Source organism: Amycolatopsis sp. NBC_01480, from assembly GCF_036227205.1.
In the GTDB taxonomy this organism is placed as follows: domain Bacteria; phylum Actinomycetota; class Actinomycetes; order Mycobacteriales; family Pseudonocardiaceae; genus Amycolatopsis.
Map to the genome: position 1 here is coordinate 3,103,059 of NZ_CP109442.1, position 24,120 is coordinate 3,127,178.

Consider the following 24,120-nt stretch of genomic DNA (forward strand, 5'->3'; position numbering starts at 1 on the left):
TGACACCGACTGAAACGAGACGCCGCGCGCCCGGCATGGCGCCGCAGGACCGGCGGCAGATGATCGTGCGCGCGGTGCTGCCGCTGGTCGTCGAGCACGGGGCCGCCGTGACCACCAGCCAGATCGCGCGGGCGGCCGGGATCGGCGAGGGCACGATCTTCCGGGCCTTCAAGGACAAGGACGAGCTGATCGACGCGTGTGTGGTCGCCGCGCTCGACCCCGGGGAATCGCTGGAGATCATCGGCGAGATCCCCGGGGAGCTGCCGCTGGAGAAGCGGCTGCTGGAGGCCGTCGAGGCGCTCACCGCGCACCTGCAGCGGGTCGGCGCCGTGATGGCGTCAGTCCACAAGGGACGCGCACGGCCCGAGCACCTGCGCAACGAGGCGGCCAAGAGCGGGGACAGCCGGCGCGAGTCGGTGGACGCCATGCGGGTGGCCATCGAGGGCCTGTTCGAGCCCGACGCCGCGAAACTGCGGCTGCCGCTGAACAAGACCGCGTCGCTGTTCCTCTCCATGCTGTTCTCGATGTCCCGGCCGATGCCGGGCGGGCCGGCACCGGCCGAGACGATCGACCTCTTCCTGCACGGCGCGGTGTCCGAGTGATCCCAGGAGGGGGCGTGTTCGTCGGCCGCCGGGGCCGCGGGCGCCAGCCGTCAACGGTGCCCGACAGCGGCCTGACCGGCCCGGTCGACATCCCGGAGCCGAAACAGCCGGAGCAGCCGAAAGACCTGAAGTCGCGCTTGGCCCGGATGAAGACTTCGGTGGCCGGCACCGTGCGCGGGCTGCCGAAGGTTGCGCGGCTGACCTGGCAGGCCAGCCCGCCGTTGACGATCGTGCTGACGCTGGTCACGGTCGTCTCCGGCCTGCTGCCGACGGCCACCGCGTACATCGCGAAACTGCTGCTGGACTCGGTGGTCGCGGCGATCCAGCATCGCGGCGGCACCGGCGACATCGTGCGGATCACGCTGTTCCAGTTCGGCGTGCTGGCCGCGACGGCGATCAGCAGCGCGTTCACCACCATCGCGCAGTCGCTGCTGCAGGAGCGGATGGCGCTGACCATCCGCCACCGGGTGATGGCGCACTCCAGCGAACTGCACCTGGCGTATTTCGAGGGCTCGACGTCGTACGACATGCTGCGCCAGGCCACCCAGGAGGCGCCGACGCGGCCGTTGTCGATGATGAACTCCGCGCTGGGCCTGGGCCGCACGGCGATCACGTTCGGCAGCATGATCGCGCTGCTGGTCTCGATCAGCCCGCTGCTCGCGCTCGTCGCGCTGCTGGCGCCGGTGCCGGCGTTCATCTCGCAGTCGAAGTACGGCTCACGCGCGTTCTGGCTGACGTTCCTGATGTCGCCGATCAAACGCCGGATGGACTACCTGTCCTCGCTGGTCACCACGGACACCTACGCCAAGGAGACCAAGCTCTTCGGGCTGGGGCCGTATTTCGTGGACCGGTTCCGGCGGCTCGGGCTGGTGTCCTACGCGCGGCAGCGGAAGCTGACGATCAACCGCAACATCAGCTCCACGTCTTGGGGCCTGCTGAGCACCCTGGTGGGGTCGGCGATCGCGCTGTACATCGCACTGGAGGCCGTCGGCGGGCAGCTGACGCTCGGCGACCTGGCGCTGTACACGGCGGCCGCGACGTCCGTGCAGGCCTCGGTTTCCGGGCTGTTCACGGCGTTCTCCGGGATGTACGAGAACAACCTGTACCTGGACACGCTGTACCGGTTCCTGGACACCAAGCCGGAGATCGTGGCCCCGCCCTCGCCCCGGCCGATGCCGTCCACTGTGGAGGGACACATCCGGTTCGAGTCGGTGAGCTTCAGTTATCCGGGCGCCGACGAGGCCGCGCTGACCGGCGTGACGTTCGAGATCCGGCCGGGCGAGACGATCGCCGTGGTGGGCCGCAACGGCGCGGGCAAGTCCACCCTGTTCAAGCTGCTGTGCCGGCTCTACGACCCGACCGGCGGCCGCATCCTGCTCGACGGCGTCGACATCCGCGAGTACGACCCGGACGAGCTGCGCACCCGGATCAGCGCGATGTTCCAGGACTACGTGACGTATCAGGGCACCGCCGCGGAGAACATCGGCCTCGGCGACCTGACCCGGCTGGAGGACCGCCCGCACATCGAGGACTCCGCGCGCCGCGCCGGCGCCGACGAGCGCATCGAACGCCTGCCGTCCGGCTACGACAGCCCGCTCGGCCGCTGGTTCGACCAGGGCGTCTCACTCTCGGGCGGGGAGTGGCAGAAGATCGCGCTGGCCCGCGCGTTCCAGCGGGAGGCCCCGATCCTGATCCTGGACGAGCCGACCTCGGCACTGGACGCCCAGGCCGAGCACGACCTGTTCGCGCGCCTGCGTTCGCTGGCCGAGGGCCGCACCACGCTGTACATCTCGCACCGCTTCAGCACGGTCCGCCAGGCCGAGCGGATTCTGTTGCTGGACCACGGAAAGGTGGCCGAGTACGGCACGCACGAGGAGCTGATGGCCGCGGGCGCCGGCTACGCGGAGCTGTTCACCTTGCAGGCGCAGGCCTACCTCGACGAATTGCCGGGTTAGCATCGCTTGTGCTGATCGAAACGAGGGGGCTCGGCGTCAGCGTCGGGGAGACCGAGCTGTTCAGCGGCCTGGACCTGGCGGTGGATGCGGGCGAATGCGTGGTCGTCACGGGGGCGAACGGGGTCGGCAAGTCGACGTTGCTGCGGTGCCTTTATGGCACGCAACAGCCGACGTCGGGCACGGTGCTGGTGTGCGGGGCTCCGCCGGACGAGCGAACGGCGTCCTTTCGTCGCAGGGTCTCGGTCCTGCTGGACGACTCGGCGCTGTTCGACGAGCTGACCCCGCGCCAGCACCTGGACCTGCTGGCGCGCTCGTTCGGTGTCCCGCCGGTGCCTGGCCTGGACGACCGGGCGGACGTCCCGGCCGCCGACCTGTCCGCCGGTCAGCGCCGTCGGCTGCTGCTGCTCGCGGCTACGGCGCGGCCGTTCGAGGTCCTGCTCCTGGACGAACCGGAGCGTGCGCTGGACACCGAGGGGCGCGCTTGGCTGACCGAGCTGGTGGAGAAGGCCAAGGCGGCTGGGGCGGCGGTTGTTGCGGCCAGCCACCACGCTGCGCTGGTGGATGAGGTTGCGGATTACTTGGTGGAGTTGTGAAACGGGATGCGCTGGTCGTGCCTGGGTCGCTGTTCTGCAGCGTCGTGCTGGTCCACGACGTCGCGACCGACGAGGCGCAGCAGTGAGACGCGCACCTGATCGTCGCCCTGGCTGGGCCCGGATCGCCGCTCTACGACACCACGCTCGTCCACGACGTCGCGGACCACGAGGTGCGCCTGTGAAACGGGCTGGGCTGGTCGCGCTTGGGTCGCTGTTCTGCAGTGTCGTGCTGGTGGACGAGGCCGCGAACCACGAGGCGCGGCAATGAAACGAGCCGACCTGATCGTCACGCTTGCCGTCCTCGGATCGCCGCTCTACGGCACCGCGCCGGTCCACTACGTCGCGAAACACGAGGTGCGGCAGTGAAGCGGGCCGACCTGATCCTCGCGCTGGTCGTGCTCGGCGGGGTGCTCGGGTCGCCGTTCTACAACACCGCGCTAGTCCGCTCGCAGCTGATCGGCGAGGCTCCGGTCGGCGTGCAGGGCGGCGTCGCCGTGTTGTGCGTCGGGCTCGCGATGGCCTGGCGGGCGACCACGCGCCGTGGCCACCTGTGGGCCGATCCCGCCGCCCTGACCTGGTCGGACTTCGACGGCTCACGCCCGCGCACCCTCACCCGGCGGCTGCTGGCCGACTGGGCCGCCCGGTTCGCCGCGGCCGGTTATGCGTTCGCGATGGCCGGTGTGCTGATCGGTTTCCCGGCGGATCTCGGTGGTGCGCTGGGCTTGTTCGTCGGTGTCGCCGGGCTGGCCCTGGTCTTGGCGCGCCGTGCGCGGGTGTGGGGCGAGGCCGTGTGGCCGTTGCTGCCGGTGCTCGGCGTACTGCCGTTTGTTCCTTTGTGGACACTCGCTTTGGCGGCCGCCTTGGCCGCTGTCGCACTGGGGTTCTCGGCGCCACTGGCACGCACCGTCGGCCGCCGTTCGCTCGTGCACCACTTCGCCGAACGCATGGTGCGTCGCACGTCGGCAGCGTTTCTGGACGTCTGGGCCCTCCTGCCGGCCGGACGCCCAGTGCGCTGGCGAACCGCGCTCGACGGCCGGTTCGTCGTCACGCGTTACCTGGTCACGGGGGTGCTCGCGCGTCGGCACCAGCTCGGTCTGCCGTTGTTCCTGGCGCTGGGCGTGGCTGCCGCACACGTCACTTTCCCCGCGGTGACGTCGGTGTGGCTGGTCGGAATGGGCGGCTACCTGGCGCTGCTGCCGTTCGCCGCGCCGGTCGCGCAGGTCTACCGTGTGCCGGGCCTGCGCCGTTGGTTCGACGCGTCCGACCTGCGGCTGAAGGCCACCACCGTGCTAGTGCTGGCCGTGATCGCCGCGGTGTGGACGGCTTTCGTCGCCCTCCTCCACGTGCCGATGACCGTCGGAGCGGTGGTAGCCGCACTACTGGCGGCGGTGGCAATCGTCCGGACGGTCACGCGCGGCGCCCTGGACTTCGGCTCACTCGGTCTGGTGCTGTACGAGGGCGTGCTGGTCCCGATGGGCTTGGCGCGCCAACTGGTGCGCGGCCCGGACCTGCTGCTCATAGGCCTGATCGCGGCGAGTTTCCTGCCCGGCTGACTTGGTTCCCTCCCGGCCCTGCTCTCGACGCTTTCCTTCCCTGGCTGACCTCTCTTGCCTTTCCCCGCCCGACCGACACCCGGGCCTTCCAGCCGGTTGGCGCTGGCTGGCGACATCTCCCGATCCAGCTGACGCCGTTCGCCGACTACGCTCGGTCCGTGATGCGGCGGGTCCTGATCTTCGGCTGTTCGGGCAGCGGCAAGTCGACCCTCGCCCGGCGGCTGGCCGCGCGACTGAACGTCCCCGTCACCCACCTCGATCACCTTTACTGGCGTCCAGGCTGGGTGGAGGCGCCGCTGGCGGACTTCCGCGCAGCCCAAGCGGCGGCCGTGCAGACGGACGGCTGGGTAATCGACGGGAACTACAGCAAAACCCTCGACATCCGCTTCCCGCTGGCCGACACGGTGGTGTTCCTGGACGTCTCCCGGTGGACGAGCCTGCGCCGCGCACTGCTCCGCACCCTGCGAGAACGCGGCCGCGACACCCAGGCGCCGGGCTGCGTGTCGAAGGTGGACCTCGAGTTCGTCCGGTGGATCTGGGGCTGGCGGGCCTCGCACCGTTCACGGCTGCTCGGCCGCATCGCGGCGGAGGCGCCGACCACTCGGCAGGTGTTGCTGAGTTCGCCGCGCGAGGTGGAAGCGTTCCTGCGGTCGGTGTGACCTGGTGACGGTGGGTGTGACCTGGTCGTCTTTGCTGCCCGGTCCTGCGAGTTCGTGGGCCCCGAGACTGAGGCACCCCGGGCCCCGGGAGCAAATCGGGCACCTCGTTCGTTCACCAAATATGGCTGTCGTGTTCCTGCTCTACGTCATCGCCGAGTTCGCCGCGATCTGGGCGGTGGGCTCGGCCGTCGGTGTGCTCGGCACGATCGCCTTGCTGCTGGCGGGCGCCTTCGTGGGCTCCTGGCTCGCCCGCCGCGAGGGTGGCAAGGCGATGCGCGCGTTCGTCTCCACGGCCCAATCCGGCCGCAACCCGGAGAAAGAACTGACCGACGGCATGCTCGTCGCCCTGGGCGGCGTGTTGATCATGATCCCAGGCTTCGTCAGCGACGTGGTGGGTCTGCTCCTGATGCTGCCTCCGTCTCGCGCCGTGGCGCGCAAACTGTGGCTGCGCCGCGCCGAGAAGCGCGCCGTCCGCTACGCCAACCGCACCCGCGGCCCCGTCATGGTCGTGGACAGCGAGATCGTGGAGCCGGACCCGCGGCCTTCGTCATCCCCGTCGGAGAAGCCGCACCCGGTGATCGAGGGGCGAATCGTCGAAGGTTGAGTTAACCGCCACAATGACCAACGTGGAGCGTTTGACGACGACCGTTGCGGTTCGCACCCGCATGAGCAGGCAGAAGTCCCATGACACGGGGATCGAGGTCGCGTTGCGAAGGCTGCTACATGCGGCCGGCCTGCGGTACCGCATACACCGACGCCCGCTCAAAGGCGTGCGTCGAGAAGCAGATCTCGTCTTCGGCCCGTCGCGGGTCGCCGTCTTCGTCGACGGCTGTTTCTGGCACGGCTGTGCCGATCACGCGACCTGGCCCAAGAACAACGCCGGCTTCTGGCGGGCCAAGATCGAAACCAATCGCCGCCGAGACGCCGATACTGACGCACGTCTCGCGGAGGCGGGCTGGCTCAGCATCCGAGTGTGGGAACACGAGACCGTCGAAACCGCCGCCGAACGAGTGAGCGCAGCGGTTCGCGAACGGCGCTGATCTCACGCACCCACCGGGGCTTTGAACAAGTTCGCGACGCCATCCTTCGTCGTCGCCCATGGCCGCTTGACGCACCGATCAAGCACCCGCACGTCGACCTCGCCGCCCAACGCCGCTGCAAGCACATGGACTGCCAGTCGAGGCGGGATTGCGTTGCCGATCTGCTGCCCGATGTCCTTGCCGGACCAGGGGTACTTGGGCGGGAAGGTCTGCAGCCGCCCCGCCTCGTCGTCGGTGAACCGACCAAGAGATCGCATCGAGTCACCGGCTTGCAAACGGTTCCGCGACACCTTGCCGGTCACGGTGAATGACGGCTGGCCCGAGCCTCGCACTCCACGTGCCTTCGGGTCGCCGCCGGTTCCGTAGTTGGACACGACCCTGAACTCGTCCGACCGCCCCAGCGCCTGTCCCATCGACACCCACGGCCGCAGGCGAGAGTCACCCTGGTCTTGTGGCACGTCCCTGCGATAGCGGCGGTGCGTCGGCTCCGGAAGCCTCACGTCAACCGTACGGCTGGCGATGAGGATGGCTCGACGACGGGTCTGCGGGACACCGAACTCCTCGGTGTGCAGGATTCCGCAGGCGACCTTGTAACCGTACTTGCCATCACGCAGAACCTGGGCGTAAGCCTCCCACACAGGCAGCACGGAAGGCACCTGCTCGAGAACGATGGTGTCGTACGGTGCGCCATGGCAGGCGGCGCCGAGGATCCATTGCAGCGGCTGCAAGACGAGTCCGGTGCGCTCATCTCCGGTCAGCTCGTCGAGGTCGTGCGCGAGATCCGGGTCGCCACCTATCAGCTCGACGAACCGCAGGACTCGGTCAAGTGCCTGCCTCCCGGCACCCCTGCCCGCGACCGTGTAGGTCTGGCATGGGGGTCCGCCGGTGAGGATGCGGGCGTTCGGGTAGTTGGCAGGCTTGCTCTTGGTCACGTCGCCTTGTTCGGTGAGGAGCCCAGCTGCTCGCCGCGTCTTGCACGCTTGCTCGTCCCACTCGACGCCTGCCACGGAAATGCCCATCCACCGAGCCGCGACGTCCAGACCTCCCGGGCCGGCGAACAAGTCCACCATCTTCGCCTCCATGGGCGAATGTGGAGATGCCACCGGATGTCCTTCGGTCATGGAACGCAAGTCTATATATGAGCCGGCTGTCGCTCGGACCCCGAGCCACGACACGCCGGTAACCGATGTTCACCTGCCCCGTTGTCGAGCGTGACCGACTTGTGACCACAAGGAGTAACAGCCTGGGCCGTCCGAGCGACGTGATCGATTACGGAGGGTTCAAGAACCCGGGCGCGCAGCGTCCGGTTCGGGATCATCACAGTGAAGCCCTGACGAAGCGATGAGCAAGTCATACCGTGGACGTCGTCGACCGACCCAGCTCGTCGACGATCTTCGACCGGCGATGGGAGATTCGGTGACCGACAAGTTCGACCAGCAGTACGAGGTTTTCCTCAATCTGGTGGATTCGGGCACTCCCGAAGCCGCCATGAAGGAACTCGGACTCTTCGCCTCGGAGGAGACCCTCCAACGGATCGCCGAACGACACGAGCGGGAAACCATTCGGATCAGGGAACGCGAAGAGCCGCGCTCGGTGGTCCTCGGCAACCGCTTCACCTGGTACACCGGCCCACGCCCTAAAGACCGCTGCTGGCCGGCACTCGAGCAGATTCTCATGAAATCGGGCTGGTCGGAAAAAGGAATCTCGGACCTCGATGGAGCCTCGACCAAGGTCGTCTCGCTCTTGAGTCATCCACGAGAGCGGGCGTTCTCCACCAAAGGCCTCGTCGTGGGTTACGTCCAGTCAGGCAAGACGACCAACTTCACGGCCGTCACGGCAAAAGCGGCCGACCGCGGCTACAAGCTGTTCATCGTCCTCGCAGGCATCCACAACGGGCTGCGCAGGCAGACCCAGCATCGTCTCATCCAGCAGCTCGTCGAGCCCAACCCTTCCCGGTGGCTGCAGCTGACGGACCCGGACAAGGACTTCACCCCTCCGGCCAATGCGGCGGCATACTTCGCCAAGAACAACAAGCAGCACGTGTTGTGCGTGATCAAGAAGAACCCCCGCGTACTCGAGAAGTTCTCCGCGTGGCTCGCTTCGGCCGCGGACTACCTGGCGGACTGTCCCGCTCTCGTCATCGACGACGAAGCCGACCAGGCGACCGTGGCCACGGACACGATCAACCCGCTGATCTGCACGATCCTCGACAGACTGCCGAAATCCGCCTATGTCGGGTACACTGCAACCCCGTTTGCCAACTTGCTGATAGACCCATCGGCCAAGGATCTCTATCCCGAACACTTTATCGTGAATCTGCCCAAGCCCGAAGGCCACTTCGGCACCGAGGTGCTGTTCGGTCGAGACGTGATCGACGGCGAGGACCCCGAGGACGTGCTCGACGGCTACGACATGATCCGCGAGGTGCCGGAATCCGAAATCGACCTGGTCCGGCCCGCATCACGCGCCGACGCAGACGGGTTCCAACCGGTGATCGCCGCAAGTCTCGGCCGCGCGATTCGGTACTTCTGGATGTGCACGGCAGCACGCCGATTGCGGAACACCGGGAATCCCCACTCGACCATGCTGGTCCACACGAGCGTCAAAACCTTGGTGCACAACAGCTTCCGGCAACCACTCGAGGCCCTTCTGGACAAGTGCGGCGAACTCCTACAGTCGGCTGACTCAAGGTTCATGGCCGACCTTCGCGAGATCTGGGACCGCGAGACTTCACTGGTCCCTGCCGAGGACCTCAACGAACACAAGGTCCTCTTCGATGACCTGCTGCCGTTGCTGCCCGAGGTGCTGCGCGATTGCAGAATCATCATGGACAACTCAAGCAGCAAGGATCGCCTTGACTACGAGAACGGCCCAGTGGTCGCCATCGCGGTCGGCGGCAACACGCTCTCCCGGGGGCTGACGCTGGAGGGCTTGACAGTCAGCTACTTCGTGCGCTCGGTATCCGCCTACGACACGCTGCTCCAGATGGGCCGATGGTTCGGCTTCCGCAATGGTTACGCTGATCTGCCCAGGATTTGGATGACTGCGGAGCTTCGCAGGTGGTTCCGTCACGTCGCCACCGTCGAGAGCGAGATGCGGCGAGACATCGACATCTACATGGTCGAGGACAAGACGCCGATGACGTTCGCGGTCCGACTACGCACACATCCGTCCTTGCGCGTGACCGCGGCAGCCAAGATGACGAACGCCGTTCCTGCTGCTTCGGCGTACGGCGGAAAACGAGTGCAGACCCGGTACTTCCACGCGGACAAGGCATGGTTGTCGTCCAATGTGAAAGCAGCGAGGACTCTGGTAGGCGATGCCTCGCGGGCAGGCAAGCTCGACGACAAGGTCAAGACCGAGCAGAAACTCATCCGGGACGTCCCGTACGAACTCGTGACAGAGTTCCTACAGTCGTATCAATTCCACGAGAACTCTCAGGAATGTAACTCCGAACTACTCATTCGGTACATCGAAAAACGCGTAGCCAAGTCAGGATCACTACGTAGGTGGAACGTGGCAATCGTCGGCGGATCGGCCAGCAGCGGGAACGAGCCGAAGCGTTTCTCGTTCTCGGATGGGTTCGATGTCAGGATGGTTTCACGGTCGGCGGTGCCCGACTCCGACGGCCCGGACATCGTGGACATCAAAACGTTGATGAGCCGCCGAGACGCCGCGATCGACCTTCCAATACCCTCCTCGAAACAGGAGTTGACAGAGGAGCAGATCAAAAACTTGAGGACGACGGAGTGCCCCGAATGCGCGCTCCTCGTCCTCTACCCGATCGACAAGGATTCGAAGCCGAAACCCGGTCGGGAGAAGCAACGAAAGCCACTCGCCACCCCCGAAGACGTGATCGGTGTCGGGCTCGTTTTTCCGGAACCTTCGGCGGACGACTCTGCGGTCGAATGGCAGTACGTGAGCACCGACCTCGCAAACGTGGCCTCGGAGGAAATCGAGGAGGAAGACCTCAGCGACCTCGTCACGGAGGATCTCTGATGTCGGAGTCGCACCGGCCGACGCTGCAAGAACACTGGGCGCAGCTCGGCAAAGAACCTACCTCGGGGCCGGACCACATTCGCACCTCGGAACTGCCGATCGAGACGTCGCAGGGCAAGCTGCTCGCGGCCGTCGACCACGACGGCTGCCGGCACCTGCTGGTTCCGCTGAACGCCAACCAACATGTGCGGCGTGATCGCGGGAGCACCGCTCTGGAGATGCGCGAACGACCGCTCGAGACAGACGATCTCTACGAGCGTTACGCGGATCTGGGCTGTCTGCGCAAGGACCTCGATCCGGTATTCACCGGACTCTGCGCCGACGTGCTGGAGGCCGCGGAAAGCGACCCGGGTCGCCCGCTGAAGGCGCTGTACACCGTCGTGGACCGGTGGCGAGCACTATTCCTGCCCTCTCCGACTCGACTCCGGGACGATCAGCTGACCGGCCTCTTCGGTGAGATGGTGGTGCTGAACCAGCTGTTGCTTGAGGAGAGCACTGCAGTCGACTTCTGGACCGGGCCGTCCGGGCATCGTCACGACTTCACCGTTGGCAGGCACGACATCGAGGTAAAGGCGTCCATCACGGCCAAGGATCGGCGAATCCGCATCCACGGTGCCGAACAACTTCAGCCACCGGTACACGGAACGCTTGATCTGGTCTGGCTCCGCCTGGAGCAGGTATCGGCGGGCGGGCGCTCGTTGCCCGAACTCGTGAACTCGGCGACGCAGCACGGCGACGACGACAACGGCTTGCTGTTCAAGCTCGCGCAAGCAGGTTACAGCCCTGCGGACGCCCACTCCTATCGGAACACTCGATTCGCAGTGCTGGAGCACCGCTGGTACGAGGTGGACGACACCTTCCCGCGAATCGACCCCGCAGCGGCGCCATCCGGCGTGTCCGACGTCCATTACACGGTGGACCTGGACAAACAAAGCCCCGCCGCCACTGAGACATCCGGTGTCGCCACCCGGATCCGCCAGATCACGCAGGAGCGAGAGTGACCGACGCCGCTTGGCATTCGCAGGCATTCCCACCGGAGGGCGCGAGTGCCGCCGAGGGAATCCGCAACCAGCTCGGGCGCCCTGAGTTGGACCTGTTGACCATTCTCGTCCGCGAGTCGGCTCAGAACAGCTGGGACGCGCGGCTGGGTGACCGCCCGGTCGACTATCACCTCGACCTGAAAGGTGTCAGCCCCGCGCACGCCCCGGCATGGCGTGAACTGCTGTCCCGCGACATCCCCGATCGGAGTCAGCTGCCGCTCCGCAGCTCCCTGTCGGCTGCTGCGATTCGCATCCTGACCGTTTCCGATCGAGGAACCACGGGCCTGGGCGGGCCGACCCGGGCTGACAATGCGGTCGTGGCAAATCACGATTTCGTTTCGTTCATCAGAAACATCGGGGAGCCCAGGGACACGGATCTCGGCGGCGGCACCTACGGTTTCGGCAAAGGGATCTTCTACCTCCTCAGCCGTCCGGGAACCGTGCTCGTACACACGCGTTGCCGCGTCGAAGGAGGTTTCGAGACCCGCCTCATGGGCTGCGCGTTGTGGCGGAGCTACGCAGTAGGCAATGGCCTTTCCGGACGTCGCTTCACCGGACGGCATTGGTGGGGCACGCTCTCCTCCGACAACGTGGTGGAGCCGTTGGTGGGAGCCGAAGCGGATGCCGTCGCGGAACGACTTGGCCTTCGCCCTTACCTCGACGACGAGACCGGCACGACAGTGGTCGTCATCGATCCGGAGCTCGACGAACGAAGCGTGGTGGAAGCAGGCACCTACCTGGCGGATTCCATCGCGTGGAATCTCTGGCCGAAGATGCTGTCACGCACCCCCGGCGAGCCGCAGCCAATGCGATTTTCGGTCCACTGTGACGGTGTCGTCGTGCCGGTGCCTGATCCTCGGGAAACAAGCCCGCTGGACATGTTCGTCACAGCCTACGAGGAGCTGGGCTCCGAAACGGGCGGACGGGAACTCAGCTGCGGCAAGCCGGTCGCGAAGCTTGGCAACCTCGGGCTCGAAAGCAGCTACCTCGTGCCGTTCGAGAAGACCGCCGCAGGCTCCGCTGCCGGCATCGAGACCACAGTGCACCATGTGTGTCTGATGCGGACTGCCGAGTTGGTCGTGACCTACCACGAAGGCCTGAAGCCGCCAATCGAGAACTTCTCGTATGCCGGCGTATTCCGAGCCACTGCGGAATTGGACTCCACGTTCGCTTCGTCGGAACCTCCGACTCATGACGCCTGGAACTGGCATTCTCTCGACGGCCGTGACAAGACTTTTGTGAAAATGACGTTTGCGAGAATCAAAGATGCGATCGACACACTGCTCGACCGAGACGGGCAAGCGAGGAGCGGTTCGGCGGTCCCGCTCGGAGCCGCTAGTCGGGTTTTCTCGAATCTGGTGTCGGGCTCCTGGGGGACGGGAGGTGCTTCGGACTACCGGAGCGCACTGAAGCCGACAGCCCCGACCCACGAGAGCCCACCGAACCGGCTCAGCGGGGATCTGTTCGCGCCGAGTGACGACGCGGGCGCCGGCGCTCCAGATGCATCTGGAGCATCCGCCGCATCGCCGCGCCCAGGGCAGGATTCGTCGACTCGTCGACCGCGGGTGGAATATGTCGACGCACCGTATTACGACGTACGGGCGGGCCAGTTGGTGCTGATCCAGGCCTTCCAGCTGACGACCAGCGGAAATCACCGATGTGCCGCCGATCTCGGCGTCACCCTCGCCGGCACGAGTTCGCGCGAAACGGATCCACCGCGTAATGCCGCGAAACCTCATTTCTTCGGCTGGGAGTCCCCGGACGGGACGTTCCACACCGACGAATCACCGCTCATCGAAGGCGGCGACGGGGTATGGCGACTCCTCGTCCTCCCGGCTCCCGACACTATGACCGAGATCTCGGTCTCCGCGATGCGTGAGGTGCAACCGCGATGATCAGGCAAGCACCACCGTACCGCCTCGCCACGGCAGGCTCGGTCGTGGTCGAGCCTTGGCAGCTACTGCTCGACGACACGCCGGTGATGCTCGGTCCGTCCCTCGACGACTGGGACTACCGAACCGACCTCACGCTTCGGCAATCGGTCACCGTCGATGTGGATCTCGTGCGGCAGGGCACCGGGCTCCCCGAATCGGCGAAACTCACGTTGGCAATGGTGTGGACGGCTTCTGGCTCGGGCCTCAAGGCCGCCGGTTCACGGATCACCTTGCCGAAGTCGGGTACGACCCAGGTCGATCTCGGAGCTGTGCTGCCCGGCAGTCAGCTGGGGGGCTTGCTGGTGCTCGAGACCACGCTGGCCCTCGCCGAATACTGCGATACCGGCGCACTGGCTTCACCCCGCAGAGCGGGTTCCGTACTTTGGACAGATCGGTCTTCCACCAGGCTGCAGGGCGATGCACAACAGTTCCCCATCTCCGTGGTGGACTTCGCGAAGACCGAGTTCCCGGACGATGCCGGATGGCACGTCGAGATCGGCGGCGACCTGGACACAGCGACGATGGGCGCGCTGATCCTGCTGGTCAACGAACGCAAGAAGGTTCTCGTCGGCGCGATGCGCAATGCGGCGAGGCCCAGACCCGCGGACCGCATCGTCTTGTCGACAGTCTATGCGGACGTCACCCGGACTCTGGTCGAGCACGCGCTGCGTGACCGTGACTTCGATCTGGACACCACTTACCCGGACGACAGCATGGGGGTCACGCTGCAGGTATTGGTCGACCGGCTCTTTCCCGGCCGCAGCATCGATCACCTGCGCAGGCGTTACGAGCAAGCGCCCGCGGCGTTCGCAACCGAACTGCAGAGCGCCGTCCGCATTTTCGAGGAGACGACATGAGCGTGCTTTTCCCGCGTCTGCTGCCTGCACAGGCACAAGTGCTCTACTCGAGTCATCGCCTGCTGCCGGTCGAATCCCTGAAGGAGCAAGCGGCGCTGCATTACGACTCTGCGGTATACGTTGCGACCGGCGGGGATCGCGTTCGAGAGAGAGATCTGGACGACCTGCGCAAGGCTGTCGTGACGGCAGCTCGACAGCACGGGTTTCCCGGCGCGGCGACGCCGAAGAACCGGAACGACTTCGATCGTGAGGTCGCCGAGCTTCTGCACCGCACGATGGGAGTTGCGCCGGCGGAAGCGGCATCCCGGGACATCTGGGTCTTTCTCGCACTCGTGGTACTGCCCGACGTTGCCTTCTGGCGGTTCGATGGCAAGACCGACGAACGCTTCCTGGCGAAGGACCTCACTCGCCACGTGTTCGGCAGGCTGTGGTGGCGAGCCCATCTGGTGCACGACCCGGCAAGCGCCGAGCCTTACGCCGCCTTGTACATCCTCGGTGAAGGAGCGTTCGATCAGATCTATGCGCGCAGGCGAGCGCTCGGCGGTAGTCCTCAGCTCGTTCGCGCGATTTTGCACGTGTGGAACGGCATCGATACCACCGGGCTCAACGAGAGCGAATTACTGAAAGACTTTTTGAAGCGACTGCTCCGGCTCGGCGCGTTCATGTCGTTCGAGACGCTGCAGGACGAACAACTCCGCGCCGAACTCCAGCGCGCTGCCCACGATTCGGTGAGCGCCTTTGCGGAGGAGCGACACGCCAAGCACGCACTGACGGCTCATGACTGAGCCAGCTTCGGCTGGGCGTCCGTCGGCTTGGGGATGTCGAAGTAGCCGGACAACCGCACCTCTGGCGGATACTCACCCTTTACCTTCACGCGTCCGGTCACGAACATCGTCGCGGCGGTGACCGGGCGGATGAAGTCGTCAGAGAGGGTGATCGAGGTGTCCAGGGTACGAGCCAGGTCGACGCTGGAAACGGTCATAGCCGTCTTCTGAGATAGCACCGGAGACACAGCAGCGTCGGCAGCCATCCATCGAAGAATACTGTCGGTGCTCGCCTGTACCCTCGGTGGCGACCTGAGAGGAGGAGGGGTGACCGAAAACTTCCAGCCGTTTGCGCATCTGACCGCGCCGAACAGCGTGCTCTACCGGCAGGTAATGAGCACGTTCGTCGATGCCAAGCGCCGTTTCACGGTGCACCTCCGCCCGGAAGACGTGCATGAGACGCTGGCCGACATCGAGCCGAATTCGGTTGCCGACGCGCTCACGAGGCTCGTGGAGTGGGGCAACCTGCACGCCGACCCGGACACCAGCCGGGTCACCACAGTTGAAGACTTCCACCGCGCTCGCTTTCTCTATCAGCTCACTGAACGTGGCGAGGCGGTCGAGCTGGCGCTGGCCGCGTACGACGAGGCGCTCGGCAGGCGCGGCGCGTTGCAAGCCGTCGCGCTGTCGGACATCGCCACTCAGTTACAAGCTTTGCTCGAACTTGCCCGGCAGTCCGCGCCCGATCCGGCGAAGGTGCACCTGCTGCTGCGTGCGCTGGTCGATCGGTTCACCGATCTGGCGAGCAACGCACAGGCGTTCATGGGGTCTCTGCAACGCACGATCGACCTGCACGACGCCGATGCTGATGCCTTCCGCGCGTACAAGGATCGGCTGATCGACTACCTGGAGCGGTTTATCCGGGATCTGGTCGGCACCGGCGGGAAAATCGCCACTCTGATCGACGAGATCGAGCTGCTGGGTGTGGGGCCGCTGCTCGACATCACCGCCTGGCGGGAAGCCGAGGATGCCGCACCAGGACAAGCCGAAGGCTCGGACGACCCCCGGCGGCCTGAATTCGAACGCATTCGACCGCTGTGGCAAGACCGCTGGCAGGGCGTGCGCAGCTGGTTCGTCAGCGAACAGCACCACCCCAGCCAGGCGAAGCTGCTCCGTTCGCAAGCCAGGGCGGCGATTCCGCAGCTCCTGCAAATCGTCGCCGCGCTCAACGAGCGCCGGGCCGGCCGGTCCGATCGATCCGCGGACTTCCGCAGCCTGGCCAGATGGTTCGCCCAAGCACCGGACGACGACGCGGCGCACCGGCTCTGGCGCTCGGCATTCGGATTGTCCGCGGCCCGGCACCTGACAGTGGACGCGGACACGCTCCAGGCCCGCGAAGAGAACCCTGTCCCGGCGCATACGCCGTGGGCGCAGGCACCACCGTTGGAGATCAGCCCTCGCCTCCGCAAGACCGGTAGTTACGAGCGGCGCGGCAAGCCGAACCGGGTGCTCGACCGCACCACCCAACGTCGTCATCTCGCCGAACTCGCGGCCAGGGAAACCGCCGAGACCGTGGCCGCGCGAGCCGCGCTGGTGACCAGCAGGCCGACCCGGCTCACCGATCTCGGCCAGCTCGACCCGGCCGCGTTCCGGCTGTTCCTCACCCTGCTCGGCGACGCGCTGTCAGCCCGGACACCGGGGAAACGCGCGGTGGAAACCACCACGTCGGACGGCAGCATGCTCATTCGGCTGACCGCGCTGGACGGTGCCGGACGAGCCGCGATCCAGACTCCGAACGGGGTTTTCCGCGGCCCGGACCACCTCGTGGAGATCGTCGACCTCACGCCGGCCGAGATGGTGGAAGCGACCGCATGAGTGCGCTGGCCGATGCGCTGGCCGCATCCCGTGACGACGAGTTCCGCCGCGCCGCGCGGGCCTTGCTGCGTCGTCCGATCGTGCGTGCGGCCGGCCCGGGATCCGACGACTTCACGGTGATTCGACGGCACGCGAGCGAGCTGCGGACCTGGTTCGACCGCAACACCGGCTGGCGCCTGTTCGTCGACAGCGAAGTCGCCCGACTGGCCAAGACCGTGGCGACGACCACCGACCACAGCCACCCGGCCAGAGACGTCCGCTCGAAGCAGCCGTTCGGCCGCCGCCGCTACGTGCTGCTCTGTCTCGCCCTTGCGACGCTGGAACGCGCCGATGCGCAGATCACGCTCGGCCGTCTCGCCGAACAGGTGGTGCTGGGCGCGAGCGATCCGAACCTCGTCGGCGCCGGGATCGTGTTCACCCTGCAGGGCCGGGAGGAACGCGGCGATCTGGTCTCAGTGGTCCGGTTCCTGCTCGACATCGGTGTGCTCAGCCGCGTCGCCGGCGACGAGGACGCTTTTGTCAAGGACACCGGGGACGTGCTCTACGACGTCGAGCGCCGGGTGCTCGCGGCACTGCTCGCCACACCGCGTGGCCCTTCCACGATCCGGGCCGACAGCTTCGAGGAACGGCTCACCGCACTGGTCGCCGAGGTGCCACCCACCACCGATGACCTGCGCAACCAGCACATCCGGCACCAGCTGACCCGGCGGCTCCTCGATGAGCCCGTGCTCTACTTCGACGAGCTGACCGAAGCGGAACTCGCCTACCTGACCAGCCAGCGCGCCGCGATCACCTCGCGGATCACCGAGCTGACCGGTCTGATCGCGGAGGTTCGCGCCGAGGGCATCGCGATGGTCGATCCGGCCGACGACCTCACCGACGTCCGGATGCCGGAAAGCGGTACCGAAGGACACGTGACCCTGCTGCTCGCGGAGTACCTTGCCGGTACCGCGGGCCGTTGGGTGCCGCTGTCCGAACTGCACGGCAAGGTCCGCGAATTCGCCGCCGGGAACCGCTCCTACTGGCGCCGCAATTCCGCCGAGCCAGGCGCGGAGGTCGAGCTGACCTCGGTCGCGCTGACCCGGCTGGAAGCGTTACGGCTGACCACTTTGACCGCCGACGCAGTCACCGCTCGTCCCGCGCTGTCCCGATATTCGCTGGCCGAACCGACCATCCAGGAACGCCGATGACCCGCGAGCTGCCCGAACCGCTGCTCGAACGCTGGCAGCCGCTGCGCGCGGGGCTGGTCGACCTCTTTTACTACGACACCGAAGAATTCTGGTTCCGCGACGGGCGCCTGTTGCTGCGGGGCAACAACGGGACCGGCAAGTCCAAGGTGCTCGCGCTGATGCTGCCGTTTCTGCTCGACGGTGACCTCTCGCCGCACCGGGTCGAGCCGGACGCGGATCCGAAGAAGAAGATGGAGTGGAACCTCCTGCTCGGCGGCGCCCACCCGTATCCGGAACGCCTCGGTTACACCTGGCTCGAGTTCGGCCGGGTCGACGAGGCCGGCGTAGCCCATTTCCGCACTCTCGGTTGCGGTCTGAAAGCAGTGTCCGGCAAGGGCATTGCCCGACACTGGTACTTCGTCACCGAACAGCGGGTCGGCGCCGGGCCCGAACTCGGCGGACTCGAACTCGTCGATGCGACCGGCACGGCCTTGAGCAAGGACCGGTTGAACGACGCGCTGGGCGAACACGGCACGCTCTACGAACGGGCGCGGAACTACCGGCGGGCCGTCGACGAGGCCCTGTTCGGCTTCGGCGAGCAGCGTTACGGAGCACTGGTCGACCTGCTCGTCCAGCTGCGGCAACCGCAGTTGTCCAAGCGCCCCAGCGAAAAGGCGCTGTCCGCCGCGCTCACCGAGTCGCTGCCACCGCTGGACCAGGCAGTGGTCGCGGACGTCGCCGACGCGTTCCGCAGCCTCGAAGAGGACCGCAATTCCCTCGCCGCGATGACCGAAGCCCGCAACGCGGCGAAGTCGTTCCTCGGCCACTACCGCCGCTACGCGCGGATCGCCTCCCGGCGACGGGCGGCCCGTCCGCGTGAAGCCCAGGCCGTGTACCGGCGGGTCAGCGAGGAACTGAGCGCAGCCGAAACCGCCTATCAGCAGGCCGAAACCGCGCTGACCGCCGCGAAGACCAGGCTCGACGAGCTCGCCATCGCCCGCAAACGCTTGCAGGCCCGCGACAAAGCCCTCCGAGCCGGCCCCGAGATGCGCAGCGCAATCGAGCTGGAACGCGCCGCCACCGATGCCCGAAAGCTCGGCGAAGAGGCGCTTCGGCTCGGCGAGGTGCGCGACCGGGCCGCCAAGAAGCTCGGCACCCGCCGGCAGCAGCACAGCCTCGCCGCCGCCCGACTTGCCGAGGCCGGCACCAATCTTGACGCAGCCCGCCAGAGCGCGACAGCGGCCTCGGCGCTGGCGCGGATCGCCATTCCCCACGCCGAGCGCATCGACGCGGCACTCACCGCTGACCCGGAAGTGGCGCGCCTGCGCGAGAGCGCCGATCAGCTGGCCGTCCGGCAGGAGCGCGCGGTCGACCAGATGACCGCGCTGATCAAGGCCGCCGAAGAGGCCGGGAACAAGCTGGCCGAAGCCCGCCGCAAAGCCTCCGAGCTGGACACCGCGGTGGACGACCTGGCCGAACGCAGGGTCCAGGCCGAGGCGCGGATCGGCGAGCGCGGCCACGAACTGACGGCGGCGATCCGCGGCCACCTTGACGTGGCCACCGAGTTGCACCTCGACGACCCGGCCACCACCTTCGCCGAGTTGGAACTCTGGACCGAGACGTTGGACGGGCCGAACCCGGCAGCGGCCGCGGTGAGTGTCGCGGGACAGACAGCGATCGCGGGGCTGGCCCGTGCCGACGCCGCGCTCGAAGCCGAGGAGCACACGGCGCGCCAACGGGTCTCGGAGCTGGCTGTCGAGATCGAACGCCTTGAACGCGGCGAAGACAGCATCCCGCCCGTGCCGCACACCCGGCAGAACACCGAGCGCGCCGGCCGTCTCGGCGCTCCGCTCTGGCAGCTCGTCGACTTCGCCGCCGACGTGTCGCCGACCGAGCGCGCAGGCCTCGAGGCTGCATTGGAAGGGGCCGGCGTCCTCGACGCCTGGGTCACGCCGACCGGTGAGCTGCTCGCGCCGGACACCGAGGACGTCGTGCTCAGCCCGCGCGGCACAGTCGCGGGACCGAGCCTGGCCACCGCGCTGGTTCCCGCGGTGGACCGGGAAGATCCACTCGCCGACGCCATTTCCGACGAGGCGGTCGCCGGTCTGCTCGCCTCGATCGGCTTGGGTTCGATCGAGCAGGGCGACGGAAGCGAGACCTGGGTCAGCACGGCCGGCGAGTACCGGATCGGGGTACTGCGAGGCGCCTGGCACAAACCGGCCGCGGAGTACCTCGGTCGCGGTGCCCGTGAAGCCGCGCGGCGCTCCCGCCTGGTCACTTTGCGCACCGAACTAACTGGCCTGGAAGCGAAACTGGACGACCTGGTGCGGGCCCGCGGCGAGCTGAGCACCCGCCAGGTCACACTCACCGACGAAGTGTCCGGGCTGCCGTCCGACACGGCGCTACGCGACGCCCACTCCGAGGCCAAACGCCTGGCTGAAGACCTGCGTCAGCTGATGGTGAAGCAGTCGGACGCCCACGGGGCCGTGGGCACCGCGACCGAGTCCGCCGAGCTGGCAGGGGCCACGCTCGATGAGGCGGCCTCGGACACCGGCCTGCCCGCGGCCGCGGTCGAACTGGCTGAAGTAGCCCGAGGGCTGGCCGCGTACCGGATCGCGTTGGCCGGCCTCTGGCCGGTCGTCGCCGCGGTCATGGACGCCCGCCACACAGTCGAGCAGGCTGTTGATGAGCTGGCCGAGGCTGAAACAGACCTGACCGAAGCCGCGGAGCGTGCGGAAACAGCGGAACAAACCGCGGCCGCCGCGGCCGAGCATCACCAGACGCTGCGAGAAACAGTCGGCGCGGCCGTCGCCGAACTCGAAGCACACCTTGCTGAGGTCGCGGACGCCTTACGTACCAACGAAAACGATGCGACCACCGTCGGGCGTGAGCGGGACGCGGCGATCAATGCGCGAGGCAAAGCGGAAGGCCGCCGGGAAACGCTCGAAGACGAGTTACAGGTCGCGACCAACGAACGAACCGCGGCCGCCGAGTCGCTGCGACGATTCACGCTGACCGGCTTGCTCGCCGTGGCACTGCCCGAGCTGGTCGTTCCGGGTCCGGCCGAATCCTGGGCGCCCGATCCGACCGTGCGGCTCGCCCGGCGGATGAACGAGGAACTCGCCGACACCCAGGACGACGACGCCGCGTGGGATCGCGCGCAGAAACGGGTCAACGACGAACTCAAGAACCTCACCGACACCCTCTCGCGCCAGGGCAGCCGAGCGTCCGGTGATCTGCTCGAAGACGGTCTGGTGGTCGAAGTCGAGTTCCAGGGCAAGCCGTCGACGGTCCCGGAATTGACCACGGCGCTGGCCACCGAAGTCGAAGACCGGGAACGCCTGCTGAGCGAGCGCGAACGGGAGATCCTGGAGAACCACCTGGTCAACGAGGTGGCGAGCACTCTGCAGGAGCTGATCTCGGCCGCCGAGGCGCAGGTCGCGCGGATGAACGTCGAGCTGGACGAGCGCCCGACCAGCACCGGCATGCGGCTGCGGCTGGTCTGGCGGCCGCGGGAAGACGGCCCGACCGGACTGGCGGCGGCCCGCGAACGATTGCTGCGGCAGACGGCCGACGCCTGGTCCGAGGAAGACCGTGCGGCCGTCGGTGGGTTCTTGCAGGACAGGATCGCGGAAGTACGTTCTCGCGACGCGTCGGGCACCTGGCTTGAGCACTTGACCGAAGCACTGGATTACCGGAACTGGAACCGCTTCGTCATTCAACGGCACCAGAACGGCCAATGGAAACCGGCGACCGGACCAGCCTCAGGCGGCGAGCGAGTCCTGGCGGCGAGTGTGCCGCTGTTCGCTGCCGCATCGTCGCACTACGCCTCGGCCGGCAGCCCGTACGCCCCACGGCTGGTGACACTCGATGAAGCCTTCGCCGGGGTCGACGACAACGCGCGCGCGAAGTACCTCGGCCTGCTGGCGGCGTTCGATCTGGACGTGGTGATGACCAGCGAACGGGAATGGGGCTGCTACCCGGAGGTTCCCGGCTTGGCGATCTCCCAGCTGTCCCGGACCGATGACATCGCGGCAGTGCTGGTCACAAACTGGGAATGGGATGGGCACCGGCGGACCAGAGCCGAACGCGCCGAGCCTCGGCTCCTCGAAGCCGCATCCGCCATCGCCCCGGGCAGCCGCGTCCAAAGCAGCCCCGCGCAGAACGGTCTTTGGGAAGGATTCCAGGAGATCGGCTCAGTAGACTGACCCTGGTGGACCACCAGCCTTCGAGCGGGAAACCAGCTGACCTCGCCCGGCTTTCGCGGCTGCTCGGCGACGAGCTGACCTGGCTGGTCGATCGGGTCCGGCGGCGGCTCGAACGGGGAGAAACCCTGGACGCGTCCGTCACGCTCGCCGGAGCCACACCCGCTCAACGCGACGCGGCGCACCGGCTGCTCGGCCGTCGCCCGCGAGCCGGCAGCACCTTGACCGTGTCACTGCCGGCTGTCGACGACATCCTGCGTCATTCCGGCGCCAGCCCCGACGGGCTCGCTGCCGCAGTGATCGCGCTGGGCGGGCCGATCACCGACCTCGGCGCGCGCGGCGCCGCTGAAGAAGCCGCGTGGCGGAAAGCCTTCGCGCCGCTCGCCGCGGTCATCGAAATCCAGCCTGCGCTGGAAAACTGGTACGAACGCCTGCACGCGACCGGCCTGGTCCGCAGGCTGGCCGGCACGCCGGAGGTCGCGGCCCCGCTGCTGGCCGACCTCGCCAGGGTCGTCACCGAACTGCCCGCATCCGGCGAGCCATTGGGACAGCTGGCCGCGCGGACGACCCGCGATGCCCACGGACTCGATAGCGGCCGGCCCCTGACCACGCTCGCCCTCGGTGCCGCGCGCGTCCTGGCGGACGTGCCGGAGACTGCGTCGAACCGCGAAGCGTGGGCCGCCGTCGGCGTGCTGCGCGACGAAGTGTCCAGCACGGTCCTGACTCTCGGTCTTCCAGGCGATCCGGACACCGCCACCGGCCGGGCCCTTGCCGCGTTCCATTCGGCAGGCCAGCCCGTCGTGCTGACTCTTCGACAGTTGGTCCGCGACGCGCCCCGCTTGACCGACCGCATCGTGTCGATCTGCGAAAACCCAGTGGTCGTCACGACCGCGGCCGACCGCCTCGGCCAAGCCTGCCCACCGCTGGTCTGCACCTACGGTCAGCCCGGCGCGGCGGTGCTGCTCCTTCTTCGGGCGCTGGCCGACGCCGGTGCCGAGCTTCGTCACCACGGGGACTTCGACTGGGGCGGAATTCGCATCGCCAACGTCCTGTTCGACCGTCTGCCTGTCCGGCCTTGGCGGTTCGATGCCGCTGCCTACCGGGCCGCCGCCGCTGCGCACCCCGGCGCCACCCTGACTGGCACCCCCGTCGCCGCGAACTGGGATCGTGAGTTGACGACCACGATGATCGAACTGGGCCGGAAAGTGGAAGAAGAACTCGTCCTCGACCAGCTCGTCGAAGATCTCACTCGGTCGGCTTAGGGATGTCGAAGTAGCTGGACAACCGCACAGCCGGGGCGTACTCACCCTTCACCTTCACGCGGCCGGTCACGAACATCGTTGCGACAGCGGCGTTGCCCGTGGCCATGCGGATGAAGTCGTCGACAGACAGGGTGATTGTCGTGTCCGGTGTACGAGATAGGTCGGTGCTGGAAACGCACAGGCCGTCTTCGATCACTGTCTGGAAACGGTCGTAGCCGTCTTCTGATTCGGCGCCGGAAAAGCGCCAGGAAACGACAACGTTGACGTAGCGGGCGCGGGCCGGGAGGAAATGCTCGGACATTCTGCGGAAAATCTCGTCCAGGAACACCGAGCGTAGCTCCGCGTGGTCCGCGATCGCCTTCAATTGCTCTCGGGAGGAGTGGGCCACAATGTCGACCAAGACCTGGGTGGAGAGGGCGCTCAGTTCGATGCCGGCGCCCGCGTTTCCCAGCATGTGCAAGGTTTCCAGGACCTGCACGAACTGGTCCGGGGTCAGCTTCGACAGCTCCAGCTTCCGCGCGAAACCGTTGACCGCGTGGCCTGAGGCCGACGAAGCGGACGGGCGGGAGAATCGACGCCACCGGATACGGGACACGGAAAAGGAGTGTAACGG

At 67.1% G+C, this 24,120-nt stretch carries 18 protein-coding genes and 1 pseudogene; 16 read left to right on the forward strand and 3 right to left on the reverse strand.

Annotated elements, in window-relative coordinates; genetic code table 11:
- Positions 1-35 precede the first annotated feature (35 nt).
- The 7 genes from OG371_RS14735 to OG371_RS14765 all read left to right on the forward strand — a co-directional run bounded on the left by OG371_RS14735 (position 36) and on the right by OG371_RS14765 (position 6,402).
- Positions 36-602 (forward strand): TetR/AcrR family transcriptional regulator, encoded by a 567-nt coding sequence (locus OG371_RS14735; RefSeq protein WP_329073064.1) that lies wholly within the window; start codon positions 36-38, stop codon positions 600-602.
- Positions 603-658: 56 nt separating this feature from the next.
- Complete coding sequence (locus OG371_RS14740) at positions 659-2,557, forward strand: ABC transporter ATP-binding protein (protein ID WP_329073067.1); 1,899 nt, start codon at positions 659-661, stop codon at positions 2,555-2,557.
- 8 nt (positions 2,558-2,565) lie between these two features.
- A complete protein-coding gene (locus OG371_RS14745; protein WP_329069532.1) occupies positions 2,566-3,150 on the forward strand; it encodes an ABC transporter ATP-binding protein in 585 nt (194 codons plus the stop codon).
- Positions 3,151-3,512: 362 nt separating this feature from the next.
- Positions 3,513-4,703 (forward strand): hypothetical protein, encoded by a 1,191-nt coding sequence (locus OG371_RS14750; protein WP_329069534.1) that lies wholly within the window; start codon positions 3,513-3,515, stop codon positions 4,701-4,703.
- Positions 4,704-4,864: 161 nt separating this feature from the next.
- The gene (locus OG371_RS14755; RefSeq protein ID WP_329073069.1) at positions 4,865-5,362 is read left to right on the forward strand and encodes a DNA topology modulation protein FlaR; all 498 of its coding nucleotides are present in this window, start codon (positions 4,865-4,867) and stop codon (positions 5,360-5,362) included.
- Positions 5,363-5,483: 121 nt separating this feature from the next.
- Positions 5,484-5,966 carry an FxsA family protein gene (locus OG371_RS14760; protein WP_329069536.1) on the forward strand — a complete coding sequence of 161 codons (483 nt, stop codon included), beginning with the start codon at positions 5,484-5,486 and terminating at the stop codon, positions 5,964-5,966.
- 13 nt (positions 5,967-5,979) lie between these two features.
- Complete coding sequence (locus OG371_RS14765) at positions 5,980-6,402, forward strand: very short patch repair endonuclease (protein ID WP_329069538.1); 423 nt, start codon at positions 5,980-5,982, stop codon at positions 6,400-6,402.
- 2 nt (positions 6,403-6,404) lie between these two features.
- Here OG371_RS14765 and OG371_RS14770 read toward each other — a convergent pair whose 3' ends face one another.
- Positions 6,405-7,523, reverse strand: a complete 1,119-nt coding sequence (locus OG371_RS14770) for a DNA cytosine methyltransferase (RefSeq protein WP_329069540.1) — start codon at positions 7,521-7,523, stop codon at positions 6,405-6,407.
- A 295-nt stretch (positions 7,524-7,818) separates the two neighbouring features.
- Here OG371_RS14770 and OG371_RS14775 point away from each other — a divergent pair, with 295 nt between their 5' ends.
- From OG371_RS14775 to OG371_RS14795, 5 genes are read left to right on the forward strand one after another with little or no spacing between them, the layout of a single operon-like run.
- Positions 7,819-10,401 (forward strand): Z1 domain-containing protein, encoded by a 2,583-nt coding sequence (locus tag OG371_RS14775; protein ID WP_329069542.1) that lies wholly within the window; start codon positions 7,819-7,821, stop codon positions 10,399-10,401.
- Positions 10,401-11,402, forward strand: a complete 1,002-nt coding sequence (locus tag OG371_RS14780) for a PD-(D/E)XK motif protein (protein WP_329069544.1) — start codon at positions 10,401-10,403, stop codon at positions 11,400-11,402. Before OG371_RS14775 ends, OG371_RS14780 begins: the two co-directional genes overlap by 1 nt.
- Positions 11,399-13,336 carry a hypothetical protein gene (locus OG371_RS14785; protein ID WP_329069546.1) on the forward strand — a complete coding sequence of 646 codons (1,938 nt, stop codon included), beginning with the start codon at positions 11,399-11,401 and terminating at the stop codon, positions 13,334-13,336. The genes OG371_RS14780 and OG371_RS14785 overlap by 4 nt, the downstream gene beginning before the upstream one ends.
- Positions 13,333-14,232, forward strand: a complete 900-nt coding sequence (locus tag OG371_RS14790) for a hypothetical protein (protein ID WP_329069548.1) — start codon at positions 13,333-13,335, stop codon at positions 14,230-14,232. Before OG371_RS14785 ends, OG371_RS14790 begins: the two co-directional genes overlap by 4 nt.
- Positions 14,229-15,017 (forward strand): DUF6339 family protein, encoded by a 789-nt coding sequence (locus tag OG371_RS14795; protein ID WP_329069550.1) that lies wholly within the window; start codon positions 14,229-14,231, stop codon positions 15,015-15,017. Before OG371_RS14790 ends, OG371_RS14795 begins: the two co-directional genes overlap by 4 nt.
- Here OG371_RS14795 and OG371_RS14800 read toward each other — a convergent pair.
- Positions 15,008-15,208: pseudogene (locus tag OG371_RS14800) on the reverse strand (hypothetical protein); the annotation flags it as partial. The gene OG371_RS14795 and the pseudogene OG371_RS14800 overlap by 10 nt on opposite strands.
- A 115-nt stretch (positions 15,209-15,323) precedes the next feature.
- Here OG371_RS14800 and OG371_RS14805 point away from each other — a divergent pair.
- From OG371_RS14805 to OG371_RS14820, 4 genes are read left to right on the forward strand one after another with little or no spacing between them, the layout of a single operon-like run.
- Positions 15,324-16,871 (forward strand): TIGR02677 family protein, encoded by a 1,548-nt coding sequence (locus OG371_RS14805; protein ID WP_329069552.1) that lies wholly within the window; start codon positions 15,324-15,326, stop codon positions 16,869-16,871.
- Positions 16,868-18,061, forward strand: a complete 1,194-nt coding sequence (locus OG371_RS14810) for a TIGR02678 family protein (protein ID WP_329069554.1) — start codon at positions 16,868-16,870, stop codon at positions 18,059-18,061. The genes OG371_RS14805 and OG371_RS14810 overlap by 4 nt, the downstream gene beginning before the upstream one ends.
- A complete protein-coding gene (locus OG371_RS14815; protein WP_329069556.1) occupies positions 18,058-22,248 on the forward strand; it encodes a TIGR02680 family protein in 4,191 nt (1,396 codons plus the stop codon). The genes OG371_RS14810 and OG371_RS14815 overlap by 4 nt, the downstream gene beginning before the upstream one ends.
- A complete protein-coding gene (locus tag OG371_RS14820; protein WP_329069557.1) occupies positions 22,212-23,507 on the forward strand; it encodes a TIGR02679 family protein in 1,296 nt (431 codons plus the stop codon). Before OG371_RS14815 ends, OG371_RS14820 begins: the two co-directional genes overlap by 37 nt.
- Here OG371_RS14820 and OG371_RS14825 read toward each other — a convergent pair.
- Complete coding sequence (locus tag OG371_RS14825; RefSeq protein WP_329073071.1) at positions 23,491-24,093, reverse strand: SCP2 sterol-binding domain-containing protein; 603 nt, start codon at positions 24,091-24,093, stop codon at positions 23,491-23,493. The two genes, OG371_RS14820 and OG371_RS14825, sit on opposite strands and share 17 nt — an antisense overlap.
- Positions 24,094-24,120 lie beyond the last annotated feature (27 nt).

Excerpts from the sequence above, each read along its gene's own strand:
- OG371_RS14735 (WP_329073064.1), top strand. The coding sequence starts at position 36 with ATGGCGCCGCAGGACCGGCGGCAGATGATCGTGCGCGCGGTGCTGCCG.
- OG371_RS14755 (WP_329073069.1), top strand. The coding sequence starts at position 4,865 with ATGCGGCGGGTCCTGATCTTCGGCTGTTCGGGCAGCGGCAAGTCGACC.
- OG371_RS14760 (WP_329069536.1), top strand. The coding sequence starts at position 5,484 with ATGGCTGTCGTGTTCCTGCTCTACGTCATCGCCGAGTTCGCCGCGATC.
- OG371_RS14765 (WP_329069538.1), top strand. The coding sequence starts at position 5,980 with ATGACCAACGTGGAGCGTTTGACGACGACCGTTGCGGTTCGCACCCGC.
- OG371_RS14770 (WP_329069540.1), bottom strand. The coding sequence starts at position 7,523 with ATGACCGAAGGACATCCGGTGGCATCTCCACATTCGCCCATGGAGGCG.
- OG371_RS14780 (WP_329069544.1), top strand. The coding sequence starts at position 10,401 with ATGTCGGAGTCGCACCGGCCGACGCTGCAAGAACACTGGGCGCAGCTC.
- OG371_RS14790 (WP_329069548.1), top strand. The coding sequence starts at position 13,333 with ATGATCAGGCAAGCACCACCGTACCGCCTCGCCACGGCAGGCTCGGTC.
- OG371_RS14795 (WP_329069550.1), top strand. The coding sequence starts at position 14,229 with ATGAGCGTGCTTTTCCCGCGTCTGCTGCCTGCACAGGCACAAGTGCTC.
- OG371_RS14810 (WP_329069554.1), top strand. The coding sequence starts at position 16,868 with ATGAGTGCGCTGGCCGATGCGCTGGCCGCATCCCGTGACGACGAGTTC.
- OG371_RS14815 (WP_329069556.1), top strand. The coding sequence starts at position 18,058 with ATGACCCGCGAGCTGCCCGAACCGCTGCTCGAACGCTGGCAGCCGCTG.